Genomic DNA, 21,867 nt, shown 5'->3' with positions numbered 1-21,867 from the left:
TGCCGCGTTCCGCCCGCGGCGCACCCGATTTTCCTCGTGGCGCCGATTGCCACTGGGAAACGCCCTGATCAGCGCTTTTGTTGCCAGTGATCACTGGCGTCATGTGAGTGCCCGGTGAAGCTGCGTTACCGACGGGTACCCAAAGTCCTCCCGCCGTCATACCCTGCGGCTCATGACGGACTCGCAGGCCCCGGCACCGACCGGCCCCGGCACCCCCGAGGGCACCGGCACCAACCCCCTCGCCCCCGCGCCCGCAGGCGCCCGCACCGCCGCCGACGTGGTCACCCCGGCGCTGGTCGCGCGCCTCACCAAGGGCGTGGCCGGCTCCGGTCGTACCGCCAACCACACCCCGTTCACCGGCGACAAGCTCGCCGACCTGCCCGAGTCCACTCCCGAGGACGTGGCCGGGGCCTTCGAAGCGGCCCGCGCCGCCCAGTCCGTCTGGGCGCGCACCCCGCTCCGCCGGCGCGCGGCGGTCCTGCTCCGCTTCCACGACCTGGTCCTCGAGCGGCAGGCCGAGGTGCTGGACCTGATCCAGTTGGAGACCGGCAAGGCCCGACTGCACGCCCACGAGGAGGTGCAGGCGGTCGCCGTCGCGGCCCGCCACTACGGCCGCCGCGCCGCCGCCTACCTGCGTCCGAAGCGGCACACCGGCGCCGTGCCGGTCCTCACCCGGGTCACCGAGCTGCGCCACCCGCGTGGAGTGGTCGGCCAGATCGCCCCCTGGAACTACCCCCTGGAGCTGTCGGTCGGCGACGCGCTGCCCGCCTTCGTCGCGGGCAACGCCGTGGTGATGAAGCCGGACACCGAGACCTGCCTGACCGCCCTGTGGGCCCGCGACCTGCTGATCGAGGCGGGACTGCCGCCCGCCGTCTTCCAGGTCGTCATCGGCGACGGACCGGTCGTCGGCCCGGCGGTCGTCGAGCACGCCGACTACGTGTCCTTCACCGGTTCCACCCGCACCGGCCGCGAGGTCGCCGGGCGCGCGGCCGCCCGCCTGGTCGGCGTCTCCCTCGAACTCGGCGGCAAGAACGCCATGCTGGTCCTGGACGACGCCGACGTGGACAGGGCCGCGGCGGGCGCCGTCCGCGCCTGCTTCTCCTCGGCCGGCCAGTTGTGCATCTCCATCGAGCGGCTGTACGTCCACGCGTCGGTCGCGGACGCGTTCCTCGACCGGTTCGCCGCCCGCACCAGGGCGATGCGGCTCGGCACCTCCCTCGCCTACGGCGCCGACATGGGCTCTCTGGTGGGCGAACGCCAACTGGAGACGGTCGCCCGCCACGTGGAGGAGGCCGTCGCCAAGGGCGCGCGGGTGCTCGCGGGCGGGGTGGCCCGCCCCGACGTCGGCCCCTACTTCTACGAACCGACGATCCTCGACGGAGTGGCGGAGCCGATGGCGGTCTGTACGGAGGAGACCTTCGGCCCGGTCGTCTCCGTGTACCGCTTCACCACCGACGACGAGGCGGTCGACCACGCCAACGCCACCCCGTACGGACTGAACTCCTCGGTGTGGACGAAGGACGCCCGCCGCGGGCACGAGGTCGCCGCCCGCCTGCGCAGCGGCACGGTGAACGTCAACGAGGGCTACGCCTCCGCCTACGGCAGCGCCCAGTCCCCGATGGGCGGCATGAAGGACTCCGGGCTCGGCCGCCGCCACGGCTCCGAGGGCCTCCTCAAGTACACCGAGGCCCAGACGGTGGCCCAGCAGCGGCTGCTCCCCATGGCCCCGTCGCTCGGTATGGACGACGAGCGGTACGCGGCGTTCATGAGCAGGAGCCTCCGGCTGATGAAGGCACTCCGTTTCCGCTAGGGAGCTTTGCGAAGGCCCGGCCCGGCACCCGCGCCGCCCGCCCGGCTCTCGTCGCACCGGACGCCGAGGGCACCGCACGGGACCTTCCGGGCACCCGCTGGACCACACCGACGCCGGTCGTCCCGTACCGGTTCCGACCGAGGAGAGCACGTGTCACAGGAGCACTCAGCCCCCGTCCGGGCACCCGCGCAGGCGCCGGTCCAGGACGACGACGAGGGCTACGACTACGACGTCGTCATCGTGGGCTCGGGCTTCGGCGGCTCGGTCTCCGCCCTGCGCCTCACCGAGAAGGGCTACCGCGTCGGCGTCCTGGAAGCCGGCCGCCGCTTCACCCCCGAGACCCTGCCGAAGAACTCCTGGGACCTGAAGAACTACCTCTGGGCACCCCGGCTCGGGATGTACGGCATCCAGCGCATCCACCTGCTCGGCAACGTCATGGTGCTCGCGGGCGCCGGGGTCGGCGGCGGCTCGCTCAACTACGCCAACACCCTCTACGTGCCGCCGAAGCCCTTCTTCGAGGACCCGCAGTGGCGGGACATCACGGACTGGCAGGAGGAGCTGAAGCCGTACTACGACCAGGCCAGACGCATGCTCGGGGTCCGTCTCAACCCGACCATGACCCCCTCCGACGTGCACCTCAAGGCGGCCGCGGAGCGGATGGGCGTCGGCGACACCTTCCACCTGGCGCCGGTCGGGGTGTTCTTCGGCGACGGCGAGGACTCCGACGGCTCGGTGAAGGCGGAGCCCGGGCGGACTGCCCCGGACCCGTACTTCGGCGGCGCCGGTCCCGCCCGCAAGGCCTGCACCGAGTGCGGCGAGTGCATGACCGGGTGCCGCCACGGCGCGAAGAACACGCTCACCGAGAACTACCTCCACCTCGCCGAGCGGGCGGGCGCGGTGGTCCACCCGCTGACCACGGTCGTCTCCGTCACGACCGACTCCCGCGGCGGCCACGCGGTGACCACCCTGCCCACCGACGACCGCCGCAAGGGGCGCGGCCGGGTCTTCACCGCACGGCAGGTGGTGCTGGCCGCGGGCACCTACGGCACCCAGACCCTGCTGCACCGCATGAAGGCGACCGGCGTGCTCCCGCACCTCTCCGAGCGGCTGGGGGACCTGACCCGCACCAACTCCGAGGCGCTGGTCGGCGCGCAGACCGACGACCGCCGCTACCGGAAGGCGACGGGCGAGCCGCGAGCCGACTTCACCCGCGGCGTCGCCATCACCTCCTCCGTCCACCCGGACGCGAACACCCACATCGAGCCGGTGCGCTACGGCAAGGGCTCCAACTCGATGGGCGGCCTGTCGATCCTCCAGGTCCCGTACGCCGAGGGCGGCTCCCGGGCCGGAGCCTGGCTGGCCAACGCGGTCCGCCATCCGATGCTGGTGCTGCGGTCCCTCTCCAACCGCCGCTGGTCGGAGCGGACCATCATCGGCCTGGTGATGCAGTCCCTGGACAACTCCCTGACCACCCACCTCAAGCCCTCGGGCGTCGGCAAGGGCCTGCTCACCGCCCGCCAGGGGCACGGCGCTCCCAACCCCAAGCAGATCAGGGCGGCCACGGAGGGCGCCTCGGCCCTCGCCGCGGAGATCAACGGGTTCGCCGGCTCCAACGTCGGCGAACTGATGGGCACCCCCCTCACCGCGCACTTCCTGGGCGGCTGCCCGATCGGCGCCTCCCCGGACGCGGGTGTCATCGACCCGTACCACCGGCTGTACGGCTATCCCGGTATCTCGGTCGTCGACGGCGCGGCCGTCTCGGCCAACCTGGGCGTCAACCCGTCCCTGACGATCACCGCGCAGGCGGAACGCGCCATGTCGTTCTGGCCCAACAAGGGAGAGGCCGACCCCCGCCCGAACCAGCGGGCCGCCTACACCCGGCTGAAGCCGGTCGAGCCGAAGTCCCCGGCGGTTCCGGCGGACGCCTTCGGTGCGCTGCGGCTCCCGTTCCTGGGGATGCCGTCGGTGCCGCCGAAGGCGGAGTAGCCCGCCGGCCCCGAGTTCCGTGCGCACCGGCTCCGGATGCCTGAGGGACCTGCGCCCCCCTCCGAGTGCAGGTCCCTCAGGCATGCCGGGCCGGTCGGCCGCGCCTCGACCCGGTGGTGAACCGTGTCAAGGCTCCCCGTCGCGGGGTGGGCGTGGCGGCCCGGTATCGCCCTGTTGGATCGGTGAGGGGCGGTCAGGGTTGTGAGGCTCCCTTCAGTCTCTTGTGTGACTTGTGCCACAAGAGTCTCTTCGTGGGCGGCCCGGGACGCGCGATTGCCCGGCGGGAGCGCGGGGCGCTGATCCGCCGGAGTGCCGGGTCGCGGGTTGCGGGGTGCCGGGCGCGGTGGTTGCGGGGGTGCCCGGGGCGCGGGGCCTGCGGGGCCCGGGGTGCGGTGGTCGCCGGCGCGCGGCGTGCGTGAGGTGCGCGGGGTCGCCCGGGTGGGGGCAGAGCGAAGGGCCCCGCGGGGGAGTTGTGCCGCGGGGCCCTTCTTGGGTCAGCACCGGCGTCAGGGCAGCGCCGGTGCCTGGGGAAGCGGCGCCGGGGGGTTGCGCCGCTGGTCTCGGCCCCCGCTGGTGCGGCCGTACCGGACGAATACGACTGTCGGGGACGGGACTTGGCTTTCCTGGCATCGTGCTGGACGAGAGCGGCGCCCGCAACCGTTCGGGCCGGCATCGGTGCATATTTGCAATGTCCGCCGGACGGCCCCGGGCGTCCCCGGAGCCGACCGTTCTCTTGGGTGACCGGGCTGCTGTCCCCTGCCGTCCGGTCACTTCCCGGAGCGAGGTCCCACGACGCACGGCACGATCCGTACGCCTCATCGCTCCAGCGAGCCACGCGTGGTTCTTTCGGGCCCGCCCCTGGCTGGCACGGACACCGGGACCAACGAAGCCGTTCACCGGCGGTCACGCGCCGTACGGGTGAGAACGCGTGCGAACTCAGATGCGACCCCGGCACAGTTCGAGGAGCGTCATGGCGAGCGCGGTACCCGGCCGGCCCAGAGCGTCCCGGTAGCGGCCGAGGACCTCCATCTCGCGGGAGAGGTTCACGCGGCGGCCGCCGGACGTGATCCGCGCCTCCTGGATCTCCGCGGACACGGCCATCCGCTCCTGCACCAGGCCGATGATCCGGTCGTCGAGCGCGTCGATGCGCTCCCTGGCGTCAGCGATCAGGTGCGCCGCCTCGTCGGTGCGGGCGCCGGTCTTCTCCGTTGCCTCCGGAGTGGTGGCGGTCATCTCGGGGCTCCTCCTCGGATGGTGTCGGTGCCCCGGAGCGACGGGTCCGCGAACGCCAGGCGCCCCGGACCTTGTCGGCCCGGGGCGCCTGGGAAGTCGCTTGTCAGTTGCTCAAGCAGCACGACCATGGCAGCCGGGGGGCCGGATGCCATAGGTAAACAGGAACGTCTGGTGCGAGAGCATGGCCCCAGTATGCCCGGGCCGGCCGCGGTGGCCAAGGCGCATCCCGGTCGGCTCGGATGCTGAGACGCGTACCCGGCTCCGCAGCCCCTCGCGGGCGGACGGCCGCCCACCGGCACCCCGGTAGAATCGGCAAGCACAGACCCCCGCCCGACCACCAGAAGGCACCCCGTGTCATCAGCGACCCCCGCTGCCGCCGCCCCCGACACCGTCCTGGTCGTCGACTTCGGCGCGCAGTACGCCCAGCTCATCGCCCGTCGCGTCCGCGAGGCCCGGGTCTACAGCGAGATCGTGCCGAGCACCATGCCGGTGGCGGAGATGCTCGCCAAGAACCCGGCGGCGATCATCCTCTCCGGCGGACCCTCGTCCGTGTACGAGCCGGGCGCCCCCAGCCTGGACCCCGAGATCTTCCGGGCCGGCGTCCCCGTGTTCGGCATGTGCTACGGCTTCCAGCTCATGGCGCGGAGCCTCGGCGGCACGGTGGACAACACCGGGTCCCGCGAGTACGGCCGCACCGGACTGCACGTCTCCAGGACGTCGTCCACCCTGTTCGAGGGCACCCCGGCCGAGCAGCACGTGTGGATGTCGCACGGCGACGCCTGCTCCGCCGCGCCGGAGGGCTTCACCGTCACCGCCTCCACGGACGTCGTTCCGGTCGCCGCGTTCGAGGACGACGAGAAGAAGCTGTACGGGGTCCAGTACCACCCCGAGGTCATGCACTCCACGCACGGCCAGCAGGTGCTGGAGCACTTCCTGTACCGCGGTGCGGGCCTGAAGCCGAACTGGACCACGGGCAGCGTGATCGACGAGCAGGTCGCCGCCATCCGCGCGCAGGTCGGCGACAAGCGGGCGATCTGCGGCCTGTCCGGCGGGGTGGACTCCGCCGTGGCCGCGGCCCTCGTGCAGAAGGCCATCGGCTCCCAGCTGACCTGCGTGTACGTCGACCACGGGCTGATGCGCAAGGGGGAGACGGAGCAGGTCGAGAAGGACTTCGTGGCCGCGACCGGCGTGCAGCTCAAGGTCGTCGACGCCGAGCAGCGCTTCCTCGAGGCGCTCGCCGGGGTCTCGGACCCCGAGGAGAAGCGCAAGATCATCGGCCGGGAGTTCATCCGGGTCTTCGAGCAGGCCCAGGCCGAGATCATCGCCGACCAGGGCCCCGCGGTGGAGTTCCTCGTCCAGGGCACCCTCTACCCCGACGTGGTCGAGTCCGGCGGCGGTACCGGAACCGCCAACATCAAGTCCCACCACAACGTGGGCGGTCTGCCGGAGGACCTCGAGTTCCAGCTCGTCGAACCGCTGCGCAAGCTGTTCAAGGACGAGGTCCGGATGGTCGGGCAGGAGCTCGGGCTGCCGGAGGAGATCGTCCAGCGGCAGCCCTTCCCGGGCCCGGGCCTCGGTATCCGCATCGTCGGCGAGGTGAACAAGGAGCGCCTCGACCTGCTGCGCGAGGCCGACGCCATCGCCCGCGAGGAGCTGACCGCGGCCGGCCTCGACCGCGAGATCTGGCAGTGCCCCGTGGTGCTGCTCGCGGACGTCCGCTCCGTCGGCGTCCAGGGCGACGGCCGCACGTACGGCCACCCGATCGTCCTGCGGCCGGTGTCGTCCGAGGACGCCATGACCGCCGACTGGTCGCGGCTGCCGTACGAGGTCCTGGGCCGGATCTCCACCCGCATCACCAACGAGGTCCGCGACGTCAACCGCGTCGTCCTGGACATCACCTCCAAGCCCCCGGGCACCATCGAGTGGGAGTGAGGCCCCGGCGCGGGTCGCTCCGCCCAGGCCCTGGCCCGGTCCCGGGCCGGGTCCCAGGCCCCGGTCCCAGGCCCGGTCCCCGGCCCGCTCAGGTCCGTTTGAGAGTGCGCACCGGCTTCCCGGGCCTCCAGACCTGGACGAGCAGGTAGGAGTCGTCCTCGACGCGGGTCCGCACGACCTCCGTCAGCTCGGTGCGGAAGAGGTGGAACGGCTGCGGCGGTTCCACCTCCTCCGCGTACGCGGCCTTCACCTCGCCCTCGGCCACCTCGTGCGCCCGCCCGCAGATCCGCACGTCGCCGCCGCCCATGGAGGTGCCCTGCCCGGGGTTCGCCTGCAGCGCGAACCTCGGGTCGCGCCGCAGGTCGAGCGCCTTGACGGACTGCGGCATCATGCCGAGCCACAGCTCTCCGGCACGGAACTCCACCTCCAGGCCGCTGGTCCGGGGCGAACCGTCCTTGCGGAGAGTGGCGAGCGTGTGGTGGGTGAAAGCGCGGAAGCGCTCCTCGACGATCCCGGCCAGTTCCGGTTCGGCGGCTGCGAAAGCCGCCCATGGCGCCGCCGCGGGCTGCGTTGCTGTCATACGACGAGTGTGGCGCCGAAGCCGCGCATCCGCTCTCCGCTCCGGGAACGAAGGTCCCTCCCGCGCGGATCACCGGAAGCGTGCCGACCACCCCACCGAGCTCCGCGGACGAGTGGGCGGTCGGGAAACGCCCGTTCGGGCCGGTGCACGCACGCCCACCCCCAGGCCGTGCAGGTCGCGCCCTGCCCCCTCAGAAGCCGCGCAGCACCGCCGCCTTCGTCCGCGCGAACTCCTCGTCGGTGAGGACGCCCTCACGGTACAGCTCACCCAGCTCCCGCAACCGGCGCAGCAGTACGTCGTGGTGGTCGGCCGGCGGGTGCGCGGCGCCCGCCGCGGCCCCCGCCCCTGGCCACTCGTCCTCGGCCGGGTCAGCGACACGCACGGAGGGATGCGGCAGCCGGGCCGTCACGGCGGTCGCCACCAGGGCCGTCAGCAGGTCCCGGCGGGCGTTGCCCCACAGGTCCATGGCGTAGGGGTCCTTCTGCGCCGGCAGCTTGGAGAACACCGTCTCACGGGTGACGAAACGCAGGAAACCCTCCGCGTGGACGGAGTTGGGCAACCACTCGACCTGCACCAGATCACCGAGGGCGATGATCCGCGGCCCGGTCGCCCGCTTGACCCGGTCCGAGGTGTCGGCCCAGTCGATGCGCACCTGCGTCCCGTCGAAGGAGACGGTGCCGTCGGAGGACCGCACGGACACCGGCACCGGCGGCCCGGGCAGCAGGTACGCCCTCGCCGGGTCCTTGGGGATCCCGTCGAGCAGCAGAGCGCGGCGGATCTCCTCGGCGAAGTACTCGGCGATCCCCGACCGGTCGACGTCCACCGCCAGCCGGTACGGGTCCGCCGCGTCCGGCAGTCGCCCGCCGGTCGCCTGGAGCAGCGGGTCGGCGCCCTCACGCAGCGTCATCCGCAGTCGGCCGCGCCTGCGTTCGGGTTCGTAGACGACACCCGCCACCGCCTCCAGCGGTACGGCGACCTCCCCGTAGGTCTGCCGGAACAGCGGCACGGTGCGGTGCAGTCCCGGCGTGATCCTGACCGTCGTGCCGTCGAAGGCCCAGGCCCCGTCACGCTGGATGATCTCGGCCATACGGAAATTCTCGCAGTCGGGTCAACACGGCGGCGCCCCTCCCGCCCACCCCACCCGGGACCGCCGCCTGCCCCGCCCGGGACCGCCGTCTGCGAGCAGGGCCGGATACGGCACAATTCGCCTTCAAGGCAGCGGAGTTGTGGGAACGTGGCCGCAGCGTCGGAACGTGGCGGGTCACGGCGGCGCAGCGGGTGCAAGGACGGGGAAGGCGGGCGTCGGGCGTGGCGGTGCAGGAGGCGGGTCGGGGCGCGGGGACCGCGTTCCACGGGGGCGGCTGCACCTGCGGGGACTGCCCGCACGGGGCGCGTGCGGGGCACCGCAGGGCGGTGGCCGAATTCCTGGCCAGGCGCGAGGAGTTCGCCGCCGGCCGGGGCGTCCCCGCGGCCGTCGCGCATTCGCCCTCGGCGTCCCGCCAGTGGGTCTCCGAGGAGCTCGCCCAGTCGGCGGCGCTGGTCGCCGAACGCCGCCGCGCCGCGGGCGGGGCCTGGCTGGACCGGCTGTGGCGCCGCACGGCCGCCGGGGTGTGGGCGGCCGTCGTCGCGCTGCTGCTGGGCCAGTCCCTGACGGCGGTCGGCGCCGGCTGGACCGCTGCGCGCACGGCCGGGCTGCTGTCCGCTCTGGTCGTCGCCGCCGCGCTGACCGGCGCGTCCTGGTTCCACCGGGCGCGCGGCGGCGCGCTCGCACCCGTCGTCGGCGAGGACAACCGCCTGTCCACCTCCCGTGCGGTCGCGGCCGCCTGGGTGCTCTTCGTCGCCTACGCGGTGCTGGTGCTGGCCGTCCGGCTCGCGGCCGCCTCCGCGCACGGAGAGCGGGACACTCTGCTGTCCGGGCTCGAACTGGCCCGCGGTGCAGGTGTGGTGACGGTGCTCGCGGTGGTGTGCGGGATCGCCGTGCTGGTGCGCAGAGTGGTCGGACTGCGGGTGCACTCCCAGCGGCTGCAGAAGGTCCACGCGGACCGCCCCCGCGCCGCCGACCTGCTCACCGACGACTCCGGACGGGGCTCTTTCGCCGACATCCAGTACGTCGTGACCGGCGCCGTCGCCCTGCTGTTCGCCGCGGTGCGCCTGGCCCGCCGGCCCGACCGGCTGCCGGACCTTCCCTGGGGACTGGCGGCCGTGGTGCTCGTGTCCGCCGCGACCTACCTGGCCGGCAAGTACGCGGAGGGCGGACGCCCGGTGATCCTCTCCGTGGTGAGGGCGAGGGAGGCCGGGGACCTCGACGCCCCCATCCGCACCGGCGACGACATCGAGATCCGCGGCGCATGCTTCGTCCCGCCCGGCGCCCAGGGCGCCGACCGCCTCGCCCGCATGGCGGTCCGGGTCGGCCCGGTCCACGTCCACGTGCCCCTGGTCCCGGTCCGCGGCGGCTTCAGCAACCCCACCGACACGCTCCTGACCGTGCCCGTCCCCGCGGACGTGGAGCCGGGGCGCGTGGAGGTGCAGGTGGTGACGGCGGCGGGCGTGGAGACCAACCGGTACGCCATCGACGTGACGGACTGAGGACCGGCAGGCAGCCCCCGAACGGATTGCCGGCCGCGGTGTGCCCGCCGGGCGGCCGTCCGCGAGCCGCCGCCGTCCTCGTCCCGTCGCCGCCCGTGGCGCTGCGTCAGGGTGTCCGGCCCGATGGTGCCGCGGCGTCGTGGCTGCGTCCCCGGCTGCGGCGGCCGCGTATCTGCCGGGCCACGACGCCGACCGCGGCGGCCAGGCACAGCCCGCCCACGACCATCGGGATCACCGCGAACCACGGGGTCTTCCACAGCCCGCCCGCGTCACCCGCGTAGACGACGCCGGTGAGCAGGAGGGCGCAGCCGGCGACCAGTCGTCCGGGCTGGAACTCATGACGCAGCACGACTCACCTCCGCCTGTCCCACACCGACCTTCAGATCCAGGGCGACGGTGCCCGCACCGGTACCGGCCCCGTCCGCCGGCGGCAGCGTCACCCGCTTGTGCTTGTCCGGTGCCACGTCCACGTCCTTCGACTCCTCGCCGGGCAGTCGGATGTCGCCGATTCCCACGTCGATGCTGACCCGCACGGTCACGTCCCGCGGCACGACCACCCGCAGTCGCCCCACCCCCACCTCCGCTCTGGTCGCCAGGGTCTGCCCCTCGCCGAGTTCGAGACCCGACAGGTCCAGGGTCCCGACACCTGTGCCGAGGTCGTAGGTGTCCTGGACACCGGCCACCGTGGCGGGCCGCCAGGTGGTGCGTGTCCAGTGCGTGCCGATGTTCGCGGGCAGGGCGGTGGAGGCGGCCAGCAGGCCCGCCGTGACGAGCGCCAGGAAGACCGATCCGGCCCCGGTCCGGCCGAGGAAGGCACTGAACGCGATGCCCAGGCCGAACGCCAGCAGCGCACAGGACAGGCCCGTCTGCAGGCTGCTGCCGAGCGGGTGCCGTTGCCAGGTCAGCCCGGTGCCCAGACCGCCCGCCAGGAGGGCGAGCAGGAAGACCCAGCCGCCGATCCATCGGGGGCCGCGCGGCTCCGGCTCCCGGGCTCGGGCGGGCGGCGCCTGCGCGGCGCCGACGGCCCCCTCGCCGCTCGTCCGGCCGCCGTGCCCCTCGTGGCCGGTGAGGCTGAGGTTGACGGCCGCCGCTATGTCGCGGTCGCGGGAGTCCTGGGGCCCCCACAGATAACCCGTGCCGCCGACGTGGGTGCCGTCCTTGACGATGGGGTCGCGCCACCAGGAGGGGTAGGCGGCCGGGGCGGGCGGCGCCTTGGCCTCCGGCGGGGCGTCCGCCGCTGCCTGCGCGCTGAGCAGATCCGGATCGGGCGCGCCGCGCCGCTGCGACCAGTAGCCCGCGCCCGCGAGGAGGAGGGAGACGACGACGGCGAAGGTGAGCACCGTGCCGTTGTTCAGCATCGACAGGAACACGCCGCAACCGACCAGCGCGAACAGCACCGCGGTGAGCGCCTGCCCGTCGACGCGTCCGGTGAGGATCTTGCGGACCTCGTTCTCCTCCTCCCGCTCCCCGTCGTAGGGGACGAGCAGCCAGGTGAAACCGTAGAAGATGAGGCCGATGCCGCCGGTCGCGGAGAGTACCGCCAGCGTGATCCGGAAGATCACCGGGTCCATGTCGCACTGCCGTCCCAGCCCCGAGCACACGCCGGCCAGCAGTTTGCCCTGCCGCTCGCGGCGGAACCCGGGCGGCCGCGTCGCCTCCTCCGCCGGGGCGGCCCCGCCCGGGCTCCGCGCGCCCGGCCCGGGTGCTCCGGAACCCTCCGCACCCGCGCCCTCCGCACCCGCGCCCTCCGCAGCCGGGGCCTGGCTGCCCGGTCGGCGGTGCCCGCCCGGTTCCGCGTGTGCGCGCGGCTCCCCGGGCGGGCCGGTCGCGGCGCCCGGGCCGGCTGCGGCGCCGGCCCCGCGCGGCGTCCCGGGCCCCGGGGCGGCGGCGTGGTGGTGATCGGTCATGCGTCCATGGTGACGGGCGCGTCGCCCGGGCGGCAGTCGGGACGACCCTGGCCGGACCCTGATATCACCCCTGAGCCGAGCCCGGGGAAGCGTTCGACGGGCGGGGCGGCCGAAGATCAGGGGAGTCTCGGGGACGGACCCTGATGCTCCGGACCGTCCGCCGTGTGACCATCAGTGGCATGCCGGAAGCCGCAGCAGCGCCCCTCGCCGAACCGCGGCCGCCGCGCAGGCTCTACCGCAGCAGTGACGGACGCTGGCTGGGTGGCGTGGCGCGGGGCCTCGCCGGGCACCTCGGGCTGCCCGTGGTCTGGGTGCGCCTGGTCTTCGTCGGCCTGTTCATGGCCGACGGCCTCGGCACACTGCTGTACGCCGCGTTCTGGTTCTTCGTTCCGCTCGGAGTGGGCGGTGTCGGGGAGGACAGGCCGTCCTCCCCGGTCGCCACGGAGACCTCGCCCGACGGCCGGCGCAGACTCGTGGGACGCAAACCGGACCGGGGCCAGATCGTCGCCCTGCTCCTCATGGTCGTCGTGGCGATGGCTTTCGTGGGCAGCGTCAACCTGGGCAGTGCGGCCAAGGCCTACCTCCTGCCCGCCGTCCTGGTCGCTGCCGGTGTCGCCCTGGTCTGGCGCCAGGCGGACAACGCCCGCCGCGCCCGCTGGGTCGAGGTCGGCAGCCGCCGCCGTACGCTCACACTGCTGCGCGCCGGCGCGGGCGTCCTCCTCGTCACCGCGGGCGTCTCGGCGATCTTCGTCCTGCAGGGATCGGCCGCCCACCTGGGATCCGTTCTGCAGGCGGCGCTCGCCGTCCTCGTCGGAATCACGCTCCTGGCCGGTCCGTACCTGGTCCGCGTGACCCAGGACCTCTCCGAGGAGAGGCTGATGCGTATCCGTGCGCAGGAGCGCGCCGAGGTCGCCGCCCACGTCCACGACTCGGTGCTGCACACCCTGACGCTGATACAACGCAACGCGGACAACGCGGGGGAGGTGCGCCGTCTGGCCCGCGCCCAGGAGCGGGACCTGCGGACCTGGCTCTACAAACCGGAGGGCACCGGCAAGGACGAAGCCGACGAGCCGGCCACACTCGCCGACGCGGTCCGGCGCAACGCCGCGGAGGTCGAGGACAAGCACGGCGTGCCGATCGAGGTGGTGGTCGTCGGGGACTGCCCGCTCGACGAGAAGACCGGTGCGCAGATGCAGGCCGCGCGCGAAGCGATGGTGAACGCGGCCAAGTACGGTGGCGAGGGCGGAGCGGTGCAGGTCTACGCCGAGGTCGAGGGGATGTCGGTCTTCGTGTCCGTACGAGACCGCGGCCCGGGGTTCGACCTGGACTCGATCCCCGCCGACCGCATGGGCGTCAGGGAGTCGATCATCGGCCGTATGGAACGCAACGGAGGCACGGCGCGACTGCGCGGAGTTCCGGGCGGCGGCACCGAGGTCGAGCTGGAGATGGAGAGGGCGGAGAAGACGTCATGAGCGACCCGACCGAGACGAACGGTACGGCCGAGTCCGCGGGGACGGCCGAGTCCGCGGGGAAGGGCGGTTCCTCCGGCGGGGACCGCCGTGTGCGTGTGGTCCTCGTCGACGACCACCGCATGTTCCGCACCGGGGTGCAGGCCGAGATCGGCCGGACCGAGGAGACCGGTGTCGAGGTGGTCGGCGAGGCCGCCGACGTCGACCAGGCGGTCACGGCCATCACCGCGACCCGCCCCGAGGTGGTCCTCCTCGACGTGCACCTGCCGGGCGGCGGCGGAGTGGAGGTGCTGCGCCGCTGCGCGGCCTTGATGGCCGACCCGGAGCGGCCGGTCCGCTTCCTCGCGCTGTCCGTGTCGGACGCGGCGGAGGACGTGATCGGCGTCATCCGGGGCGGCGCCCGGGGGTATGTGACGAAGACGATCACCGGTGCGGACCTCGTCGACTCCGTCTTCCGCGTCCAGGAAGGCGACGCCGTCTTCTCGCCCCGCCTGGCCGGTTTCGTGCTCGACGCCTTCGCCTCCACCGACGCACCGCCGGTGGACGAGGACCTCGACCGCCTCACCCAGCGCGAGAGAGAGGTGCTGCGCCTCATCGCCCGCGGCTACGCCTACAAGGAGATCGCCAAACAGCTGTTCATCTCCGTCAAGACCGTCGAGTCCCATGTCTCGGCGGTACTGCGCAAGCTCCAGCTCTCCAACCGGCACGAGTTGACCCGCTGGGCGACGGCCCGCCGCCTGGTCTGACGGCACGAGCGGGGACGGCCCGGCGCGGGCACCGTCCGGCCCGCGGGGCGGCGGCAGGCCCCGCGCACGGCGGTGCCCGGACCGGCCGCCGTCTCAGGCCACCCGGGTCGCCCCCGCGAACGGCATCTCGTCGATCGGCGCGACCCGGACCGGTGCCGACGGGTTGGGCGCGTGGATCATCTGGCCGTTGCCGATGTAGAGCCCGACGTGGCTGATACCGGAGTAGAAGAACACCAGATCCCCCGGGCGGAGTTCGGAACGGGACACGCGCCGCCCCGCGTCGATCTGGGCGTAGGTCGTGCGCGGCAGTGAGACTCCGGCGGACCGGTACGCGGCCTGCACCAGCCCGGAGCAGTCGAAGGCGTTCGGTCCGGTCGCCCCCCACACGTAGGGGCTGCCGAGTTTGCTGTACGCGTAGGAGACGGCCGCCGCAGCACGGGAGTCGGGCGCGGTCACGGAGCCGGGTGCCGCCAGCCCGGTGCGGCCGCCGGTCGCGGTCCGGGAGGCACGCTCAGTACCGCCCTGCCGGGTGAGCCGGGCGCGCTGCTCGGCGGTGAGCCGGTCCAGCAGGCGGCGCGCGGTGTCCAGCTTGCCGTCGATCGTCTTCTTCTGCCGGCGCAGTTCGGCCTGCCGGGAGGTGAGCGTGGCCAGTTCGACGCGTGCGGCCCCGCGCAGCTGCCGGATCTCCCGGAGCTCGGTGCGGACCCGTTCGACGGCTTCCGCCTGCCGGTCGCCCGCCCGTTCGGCGAAGGCGGCACGGTCGAGGTACTGGTCGGGGTCGTCGGAGAGGGTGAGCTGCAGCGCCGGGGCCAGTCCGCCTTCGCGGTACTGGGCCGCGGCGATCGAACCCAGCGCGTCCCGCGCCGCGTTGAGCCGGTCCTCCCGGCGCGCGGCCTCGTCCCGGAGAGTCTTCAGGTGCCGCTGCGCCGCCTGCGCCTCCTCCTCGGCCCCGTCGTACTTCTCGGTGGCGACCTCCGCTTCCCGGTAGAGCTTGTCCACCCTGGCCTTGACCTGCGCCGGTGTGGGCGGCGGCGCGGCGTGGCCGGTGCCGTCGAAGGCCGTCGCGGTCGCCACGCCCGCCAGGGCCACGGTGACGGCCGTGCGGACCGTATGGCCGCTGAGCGAGCGCTGTCGGTGCTTGCGGTGCGCTGCCACGTGGACTTGCACGTCCTTTCCGTACCACTCGTGCGGCCGCCGCTGAGTGGAGCGGCGTACGACCGCCGAGGGTCGGACTGCTCGGCCCGGCGGCGGTCCGCACAAGGGGGAACGTGCCGCCGCCGGGCCTTCTCGGCGGTGGTGTCCGACTGCCGCCCCTGGCCCGAGCGGCGGTGGGGAGTCGACCACCTGGGAAAGGACGCTAGGCGTGCCGGTGTCGACTTGGTAACGGATGAAAGGAAATGGCGGCGTCTGCGCGAAAGGAGGCCGTGCGTGATCGCCGGGGCGAGCGGCCGCCGCCGTCTTCGCGCGGAGCGATGATCAATGTGCCCGACCGCGGGACCCGAGGGGGCGGCGGAATGCTATGGGTGCGCATCGGCCGGGTGCCGGCGACCCGCGGCAGCGGACTCCGCCCTGCGGTGGCCCGGTGTCGGCGGCGCCGGGGACCCCGATTAGGCTCCGCTTCCATGGACGTACTCATCCATCTCTTCGTCGGCCTGCACATCGTCGGCATCGCCTCCCTCCTCGGCGGCTTCCTCACCCAGATGAAGGCCATGGGCCGCGGGACCGCCCGCTTCGTCCCCGCGATGCTGCACGGCGCGCTGACGATGCTGGTCACCGGTGTGGTGCTGGTCGGCCTCAACCAGGCGGACGACCACCCGGTCGACAACATCAAGATCGGTGTGAAGCTGGCCCTGCTGATCGTGATCCTCGGCCTGGTCTACGTGAAGCGGGACGAGGAGACGGTGGACAAGCGGCTGTTCGGGCTGGTGGGTCTGCTGACCACGGCGAACGTCTTCATCGCGGTGCTGTGGACCTGAAGCCCCCGGCCCCGGCGGAACCCGCGGCCCCGCCCGCCGAGCGCACCGCGCCCAGCGCCCCCGCGGCGACCACGCACCACGCGGCCACCGCCACCCACAGCAGCGCCCGGCCGGGATCCCGCAGTCCGGGCACGCCGACCACGCCGGCGACGGACAGGACGGCCGCGGCGGTCATCCCCATCGGGAACACGGTGGACCAGCGCCGCACGTCGTAGCGGAGCCGGGGCCTGGCCACCTCGGCGACCAGCAGCACGGCGTACCAGCACAGCCCCAGCACCAGCAGCCCGACGGTCACCCGGTGCAGGACGCCGCGGTCGTCGTCGTTCCACAGGGACAGGGCGTCGTCCGCCGCCAGCAGCCCCGACCCGGCCAGCGCCGAGAACGCGAGCGCCCCGCCGGCGATCCACTGGTCCCCGGCACCCCTCGCCACCTCCCGCGGGTCGAAGCAGAGCAGCGCGAGGCAGTACAGCGCGAGGCCGGCCCAGAACACCGCGAGCGAGACGTACCCGAGCCAGGGCGCCCCCTCGGCCCGCGCCAGCGTCGCGCCGAGCACGGCCAGCCCCTGCGTGGCCACGCAGCCGAGGAACACCGACCCCGGCACGCCCCGCCGCCAGCCCGGTGCGGCGGCAGCCAGCAGCGCCGGCCACAGCACCACGGCCAGTGCCAGCAGCGCCTCGCCGAGCCACAGCCAGCCCAGTGCGCACACCCCGGTGCCCACCACGGTGGTCGCCGCCACCGCCGTCGGCGCGGCGGGACTCCCGGCCCCCGCGGACCGGTCCCGGCGGCCCGGCGGAAACCGGACGGCCAGGTCAGCCGCGAGCCCCAGCCAGGCTGCGCCGGCCAGCACGAGCAGGATCCGTGACAGCACCTCCCGGCCGGCCAGATCGCAGGCGAGCGCCACCGCGCCGGTCGCCGTCACGGCGGCTCCGGCCGCCGGCGGACGCCGCGCCCACCAGGCGCGCAGGAGGTGGGAGGCGGGCATGGGCCGATGCTAGTGCTCCGGCAGCCGCCAACCGCTCCGCGGCGGCGCCCGCCACGCCCTGTTGTCGCGCTTCCCGGTGAACGAGGCGAGAGCGCGGGTGATCGGGGCGCACCCCGGCGCGGGATGGCCGTGCGCCCCTCACGCGCCGGAGTGCGCCCCCAGAGTGCGCTCGGGCGCGCTGGGGGCCTGCCGGGAGGCCGGGAGGCGTGGCCCCGCGCACCCGGGACGCGCCTCCGTACGGGTGGGGCCGAGCGCGGCCCCGGGCGGGTCAGGCCGGCCGCACCACGCTGTGGATCGCCGACTCGCCGTCGTAGTAGATCGACTCCTCGCGGACGTACGCACCGGGCTTCGGAGCGTGGATCATCATCCCGTTGCCGATGTAGATGCCTACGTGGCTGACGTCGCTGTAGAAGAAGACCAGGTCCCCGGGCCTGGCCTGGGACAGCGGCACCGTGGTGCCGGCGTTCACCTGGTCGTAGGTGGTGCGGGGAAGGTCGACACCGGCGGCCTTCCAGGCGGCCTGGGTGAGACCGGAGCAGTCGTAGGAGCCGGGGCCCGTGGCGCCCCAGACGTAGGGCTTGCCGATCTGCGCGCGTGCGAAGGCGAGGGCCTTGTCGGCCTGGGTGGCGGAGGCGGTGCCGGTGGAGGTGCCCGAGGAGCCGCTGTCGGACGTGCCGGTCCCCGACGTGTCGCCGGTCTGCGCCTGCTGTTGCTGCTGAGCGGCGGCATCCGCCTGGCGCTGCTGCTCCTCCGCCTGCTGCCGGGCCAGTTCGGCGGCCTTGCGGGCCGCCTCCTCCTGCTTCTGCTTCTCGATCGCGGCCAGCCGGGCCTTCTCCTCCGCGGTCAGCCTGGACAGCAGGTCCCGCGCATCCGACAGCTTCTTCTGGACGGTCGCCTTGGCGGCCTTGAGGTCGTCCTGGGTCTCGGTCAGCGTCTGCAGGCTCTCGGTGGCCTCCCGGCGCTGCTCCATGGCCTGCGACTGCTGCGTGATGTAGTCGTCGACCGCCGCCTTCTGGCGTCCGGTGAGCCGGTTCATCACCTGGGCGTGGTCGAAGTAGTCCTGCGGGGAGTCCGCGAGCAGGAAGGTCGCCGTGTCGGGGACGGCCGCGCCGGTGCGGTACTGGGCGGCTGCGAAGGAACCCAGTTCCTCCCGGGCGTCGTTGAGCCCCCTGGTGCGCTCGGCGACCTGGTCCAGGAGGGTGTCGACGCGCTTGCGCTGCTTCGTCGTCCGCTCCTTGGCGGCGTTGTACTTGTCCGTCGCCGCCTCGGCCTGCCGGTACAGGTCGTCGACCTTCTTCTCGACCTCCTCCAGGCTCGGCCGGTCGTCGGTGGAGGGCGAGGCGTCGGCCGTCTGGGAGAGCAGGGCGACGGAGGTCAGGGCGGCCGTGGCGATTGCGGGGGTGCGGATACCGGACACCCGGTTGCCTGCGGGACGCGACTTGCGGTGCGACGCCAAGGGAGGCGACTCCTTCCATGTTCCGCCTACCGGGTTAGCTGTCGGGTTCGGGCGGACGGTTCGGAAGGCTGGCCCTACGGGCCGTACCGGTGACGGAACGGCCCGATTCACCCCAGGTCTCGGTTGGGTCCCCGGCTCCGGGCGCCGTGCGGGCGCGTCGGACTCGGCGGAGGCCGCGCGGCCCGACGACGTTCGCCGGTGGCTGCCCTGCGGCCCGACCGGCACGGTAGCCAACTCGTGAGGCTCCTGTGAAGGTTGATGAGTGATATGCCCGATACATTTTCGTGACCTGATCCCGGAGCGTTGCTCAGCGTGACCCTTCCGGAAGGTTTCCGATACCACTCGGGCCCTTCCCGGCCCGGAAGGCGCTTTCCGGGCCCGCTCCGGGTCCGCCCCGGGGGCGACTTCTCGCCTGCCTCCCCGGAACCCCCGGCCACCCCGTTCGCACCGTCCGTCCCGACCCCTCCGCCGGTCCCGTCCGGGGAACCACCGGCGACCCTTCCCGGCGCGGCACGCCCTCCGCCGTACCGCGCTCCCGTACCGCGCTCCCGTACCGCCCGCCGCAGCACACGGGTCGCCGTCGCGGACCGGTTCGGCGCCGATCCGGACGGTCTTCCCGAGGCGGCCGCGAGCTGTCAGTGCGGCGCCCTAGACTCGGAGAGCGATGAGCAGCCTCTTTGACGACAGCTTCCTGGCGGACCTCCAGGCCCCGCGGGCCCAGGAGGAGCACCTCCCGCCGCCACCCGAGGACGACCACGCTCCGGAGTCGATTCCGGACGATCTGTTCGGCGGGAAGTTCGACGTGCCGCCCGACCGCGACGCGCACTACCGCGACGGCTCCCCGCGGCCGGTGGTGGACCCCGCCGCGCTGCTGGAGGGACTGAACGACAACCAGCGCGCCGCGGTGGTGCACTCCGGCTCCCCGCTGCTCATCGTGGCCGGCGCCGGCTCCGGCAAGACCCGGGTGCTCACCCACCGCATCGCGCACCTGCTGGCCGAACGGGGAGCGCACCCCGGGCAGATCCTCGCGATCACCTTCACCAACAAGGCCGCGGGCGAGATGAAGGAGCGCGTCGAGCAGCTCGTCGGCCCGCGCGCGAACGCCATGTGGGTGATGACCTTCCACAGCGCCTGCGTGCGCATCCTGCGCCGGGAGAGCAAGAAACTCGGCTTCACCTCGTCGTTCTCCATCTACGACGCCGCCGACTCCAAGCGGCTGATGGCCCTGGTCTGCCGGGATCTCGACCTCGATCCCAAGCGCTATCCGCCCAAGTCCTTCAGCGCGAAGATCAGCAACCTGAAGAACGAGCTGATCGACGAGGAGGACTTCGCCGCCCAGGCCGCCGACGGATTCGAGAAGACCCTCGCGCAGGCCTACGCGCTCTACCAGTCGCGGCTGCGCGAGGCCAACGCGCTCGACTTCGACGACCTGATCATGACGACGGTGAACCTGCTGCGCGCCTTCCCGGACGTCGCCGAGCACTACCGCCGCCGCTTCCGGCACGTCCTGGTCGACGAGTACCAGGACACCAACCACGCCCAGTACGCCCTGGTCCGCGAACTGGTCGGCACCGGGGCGCACGACGAGGACGTCCCGCCCGCCGAGCACGACCTGCCGCCCGCCGAACTGTGCGTGGTGGGCGACGCCGACCAGTCCATCTACGCCTTCCGTGGCGCGACCATCCGCAACATCCTCCAGTTCGAGGAGGACTACCCGGACGCGACCACGATCCTGCTGGAGCAGAACTACCGCTCCACGCAGACCATCCTCACCGCGGCCAACGCCGTCATCGAGCGCAACGAGTCACGCCGCCCGAAGAACCTGTGGACCAACGCGGGCACCGGCGCGCGCATCACCGGGTACGTCGCCGACACCGAGCACGACGAGGCCCAGTTCGTCGCCGACGAGATAGACCGCCTGGTCGACGAGGGCGACGCCAAGGCGGGCGACGTAGCCGTCTTCTACCGCACCAACGCGCAGTCACGTGTCTTCGAAGAGGTCTTCATCCGCGTCGGCCTGCCCTACAAGGTCGTCGGCGGAGTGCGCTTCTACGAGCGCAGGGAGGTCCGGGACGTACTGGCCTACCTGCGGGTGCTGGCCAACCCGGAGGACTCCGTGCCGCTGCGCCGCATCCTCAACGTGCCGAAGCGTGGCATCGGCGAGCGGGCCGAGGCCATGATCGACGCCCTCTCCCAGCGCGAGAAGATCAGCTTCCCGCAGGCGCTGCGCCGGGTGGACGAGGCCTACGGCATGGCGGCCCGGTCGGCGAACGCCGTGAAGCGGTTCAACACGCTGATGGAGGACCTGCGGACGGTCGTCGAGTCCGGTGCGGGCCCCGCGACGGTGCTGGAGGCGATCCTCGAACGCACCGGCTACCTGGCCGAACTCCAGGCGTCCACCGACCCGCAGGACGAGACCCGGATCGAGAACCTCCAGGAACTCGCCGCGGTGGCTCTGGAGTTCGAGCAGGAGCGGGACGAGGCCGCGGGCGCCACCCTGGCCGACTTCCTGGAACAGGTCGCGCTGGTCGCCGACTCCGACCAGATCCCCGACGAGGAGGACGGCGACGGCGTCATCACGCTGATGACCCTGCACACCGCCAAGGGCCTGGAGTTCCCGGTCGTCTTCCTGACCGGCATGGAGGACGGCGTCTTCCCGCACATGCGCGCCCTCGGCCAGACCAAGGAACTGGAGGAGGAGCGCCGCCTGGCCTACGTCGGCATCACCCGCGCGCGGGAGCGGCTGTACCTCACCCGGTCGACGATGCGCAGCGCCTGGGGCCAGCCCTCGTACAACCCGCCCTCCCGCTTCCTGGAGGAGATCCCGGCGGTGCACGTCGACTGGAAACGCACCGGGGCGACCGCGCCGGTCTCCACCGGCCCCGCGTCGGGGGTGGCGGCGTCGCTGTCCTCCTCCCGCTCCCGCTCCTCGGCCTCGGGCGCGTCCGGGTTCGCCACCCGGCGCACCGACGAGAAGCCGGTGGTCGGGCTGGCCGTCGGGGACCGGGTGACGCACGACCAGTTCGGTCTCGGCACCGTGGTCGCGGTGAAGGGCTCCGGCGGGAACGCGGAGGCGACGATCGACTTCGGCGACGCCAAGCCGAAGCGGCTGCTGCTGCGGTACGCACCGGTGGAGAAGCTCTGACCGGTTGAGTGCCCCCGGGGGGTTGAGCGCCCCCGGGGCGCGTTTCGTCCCACCCACCC

General features: G+C 73.2%; 16 protein-coding genes and 1 riboswitch. Of the genes, 8 read left to right on the top strand and 8 right to left on the bottom strand.

Annotation, left to right across the window (positions count from 1 at the left end):
- Positions 1-172: 172 nt before the first annotated feature.
- Both ACL02U_RS00760 and ACL02U_RS00755 read left to right on the top strand, forming a co-directional pair.
- Positions 173-1,810, top strand: coding sequence for a succinic semialdehyde dehydrogenase (locus ACL02U_RS00760; RefSeq protein WP_412788579.1), 1,638 nt, complete (start codon positions 173-175; stop codon positions 1,808-1,810).
- A 150-nt stretch (positions 1,811-1,960) separates the two neighbouring features.
- On the top strand, positions 1,961-3,796 hold the full coding sequence (locus tag ACL02U_RS00755; RefSeq protein ID WP_412788578.1) for a GMC family oxidoreductase N-terminal domain-containing protein: 1,836 nt from the start codon (positions 1,961-1,963) through the stop codon (positions 3,794-3,796).
- Between the two features lie 936 nt (positions 3,797-4,732).
- Here ACL02U_RS00755 and ACL02U_RS00750 read toward each other — a convergent pair.
- Positions 4,733-5,029, bottom strand: a complete 297-nt coding sequence (locus ACL02U_RS00750) for a chorismate mutase (RefSeq protein ID WP_412788577.1) — start codon at positions 5,027-5,029, stop codon at positions 4,733-4,735.
- Between the two features lie 351 nt (positions 5,030-5,380).
- On the opposite strand from ACL02U_RS00750, the gene guaA reads away from it, so the two are divergent.
- A complete protein-coding gene (gene guaA / locus ACL02U_RS00745; RefSeq protein ID WP_412788576.1) occupies positions 5,381-6,961 on the top strand; it encodes a glutamine-hydrolyzing GMP synthase in 1,581 nt (526 codons plus the stop codon).
- A gap of 88 nt (positions 6,962-7,049) precedes the next feature.
- Here the strand turns inward: guaA and ACL02U_RS00740 are convergent, their stop codons facing one another.
- A complete protein-coding gene (locus ACL02U_RS00740) occupies positions 7,050-7,541 on the bottom strand; it encodes a pyridoxamine 5'-phosphate oxidase family protein (RefSeq protein ID WP_412788575.1) in 492 nt (163 codons plus the stop codon).
- Positions 7,542-7,731: 190 nt separating this feature from the next.
- Positions 7,732-8,628: a DUF4429 domain-containing protein gene (locus ACL02U_RS00735; protein WP_412788574.1), complete on the bottom strand. Its 897-nt coding sequence runs from the start codon at positions 8,626-8,628 to the stop codon at positions 7,732-7,734.
- Positions 8,629-8,849: 221 nt separating this feature from the next.
- Between ACL02U_RS00735 and ACL02U_RS00730 the strand changes: the two genes are divergently transcribed.
- Positions 8,850-10,127, top strand: a complete 1,278-nt coding sequence (locus tag ACL02U_RS00730) for a hypothetical protein (RefSeq protein ID WP_412788573.1) — start codon at positions 8,850-8,852, stop codon at positions 10,125-10,127.
- 106 nt (positions 10,128-10,233) lie between these two features.
- On the opposite strand, the gene ACL02U_RS00725 is transcribed toward ACL02U_RS00730, so the two are convergent.
- Both ACL02U_RS00725 and ACL02U_RS00720 read right to left on the bottom strand, forming a co-directional pair.
- On the bottom strand, positions 10,234-10,476 hold the full coding sequence (locus tag ACL02U_RS00725; RefSeq protein WP_412788572.1) for a hypothetical protein: 243 nt from the start codon (positions 10,474-10,476) through the stop codon (positions 10,234-10,236).
- Positions 10,463-12,034: a PspC domain-containing protein gene (locus ACL02U_RS00720; RefSeq protein WP_412788571.1), complete on the bottom strand. Its 1,572-nt coding sequence runs from the start codon at positions 12,032-12,034 to the stop codon at positions 10,463-10,465. The genes ACL02U_RS00725 and ACL02U_RS00720 overlap by 14 nt, the downstream gene beginning before the upstream one ends.
- Before the next feature lie 143 nt (positions 12,035-12,177).
- Between ACL02U_RS00720 and ACL02U_RS00715 the strand changes: the two genes are divergently transcribed.
- Positions 12,178-13,506: a PspC domain-containing protein gene (locus tag ACL02U_RS00715; protein ID WP_412788570.1), complete on the top strand. Its 1,329-nt coding sequence runs from the start codon at positions 12,178-12,180 to the stop codon at positions 13,504-13,506.
- Positions 13,503-14,249 (top strand): LuxR C-terminal-related transcriptional regulator, encoded by a 747-nt coding sequence (locus ACL02U_RS00710; protein WP_412788569.1) that lies wholly within the window; start codon positions 13,503-13,505, stop codon positions 14,247-14,249. The genes ACL02U_RS00715 and ACL02U_RS00710 overlap by 4 nt, the downstream gene beginning before the upstream one ends.
- 93 nt (positions 14,250-14,342) lie before the next feature.
- Here ACL02U_RS00710 and ACL02U_RS00705 read toward each other — a convergent pair whose 3' ends face one another.
- The gene (locus ACL02U_RS00705; protein WP_412788568.1) at positions 14,343-15,404 is read right to left on the bottom strand and encodes an NlpC/P60 family protein; all 1,062 of its coding nucleotides are present in this window, start codon (positions 15,402-15,404) and stop codon (positions 14,343-14,345) included.
- A gap of 467 nt (positions 15,405-15,871) precedes the next feature.
- Between ACL02U_RS00705 and ACL02U_RS00700 the strand changes: the two genes are divergently transcribed.
- A complete protein-coding gene (locus tag ACL02U_RS00700) occupies positions 15,872-16,225 on the top strand; it encodes a hypothetical protein (protein ID WP_412788567.1) in 354 nt (117 codons plus the stop codon).
- Here ACL02U_RS00700 and ACL02U_RS00695 read toward each other — a convergent pair.
- On the bottom strand, positions 16,203-17,207 hold the full coding sequence (locus ACL02U_RS00695; protein WP_412788566.1) for a hypothetical protein: 1,005 nt from the start codon (positions 17,205-17,207) through the stop codon (positions 16,203-16,205). The genes ACL02U_RS00700 and ACL02U_RS00695 overlap by 23 nt on opposite strands.
- Before the next feature lie 268 nt (positions 17,208-17,475).
- On the bottom strand, positions 17,476-18,663 hold the full coding sequence (locus ACL02U_RS00690) for an NlpC/P60 family protein (RefSeq protein ID WP_412788565.1): 1,188 nt from the start codon (positions 18,661-18,663) through the stop codon (positions 17,476-17,478).
- An 8-nt stretch (positions 18,664-18,671) separates the two neighbouring features.
- A riboswitch (cyclic di-AMP (ydaO/yuaA leader) is annotated at positions 18,672-18,842 on the bottom strand.
- A gap of 485 nt (positions 18,843-19,327) precedes the next feature.
- Between ACL02U_RS00690 and pcrA the strand changes: the two genes are divergently transcribed.
- Complete coding sequence (gene pcrA, locus ACL02U_RS00685) at positions 19,328-21,808, top strand: DNA helicase PcrA (protein WP_412788564.1); 2,481 nt, start codon at positions 19,328-19,330, stop codon at positions 21,806-21,808.
- The last annotated feature ends 59 nt before the right edge of the window (positions 21,809-21,867 follow it).

Source organism: Streptomyces sp. MS06 (assembly GCF_047200655.1).
Classification (GTDB): Bacteria; Actinomycetota; Actinomycetes; order Streptomycetales; family Streptomycetaceae; genus Streptomyces.
This window is presented reverse-complemented; position numbering and strand designations above follow the sequence as displayed.

Coding starts and splice junctions, on each gene's coding strand:
- ACL02U_RS00735 (WP_412788574.1), bottom strand. CDS start 8,628: ATGGCCGAGATCATCCAGCGTGACGGGGCCTGGGCCTTCGACGGCACG.
- ACL02U_RS00760 (WP_412788579.1), top strand. CDS start 173: ATGACGGACTCGCAGGCCCCGGCACCGACCGGCCCCGGCACCCCCGAG.
- pcrA (WP_412788564.1), top strand. CDS start 19,328: ATGAGCAGCCTCTTTGACGACAGCTTCCTGGCGGACCTCCAGGCCCCG.
- ACL02U_RS00695 (WP_412788566.1), bottom strand. CDS start 17,207: ATGCCCGCCTCCCACCTCCTGCGCGCCTGGTGGGCGCGGCGTCCGCCG.
- ACL02U_RS00720 (WP_412788571.1), bottom strand. CDS start 12,034: ATGACCGATCACCACCACGCCGCCGCCCCGGGGCCCGGGACGCCGCGC.
- ACL02U_RS00710 (WP_412788569.1), top strand. CDS start 13,503: ATGAGCGACCCGACCGAGACGAACGGTACGGCCGAGTCCGCGGGGACG.
- ACL02U_RS00700 (WP_412788567.1), top strand. CDS start 15,872: ATGGACGTACTCATCCATCTCTTCGTCGGCCTGCACATCGTCGGCATC.
- ACL02U_RS00750 (WP_412788577.1), bottom strand. CDS start 5,029: ATGACCGCCACCACTCCGGAGGCAACGGAGAAGACCGGCGCCCGCACC.
- ACL02U_RS00740 (WP_412788575.1), bottom strand. CDS start 7,541: ATGACAGCAACGCAGCCCGCGGCGGCGCCATGGGCGGCTTTCGCAGCC.
- ACL02U_RS00715 (WP_412788570.1), top strand. CDS start 12,178: ATGCTCCGGACCGTCCGCCGTGTGACCATCAGTGGCATGCCGGAAGCC.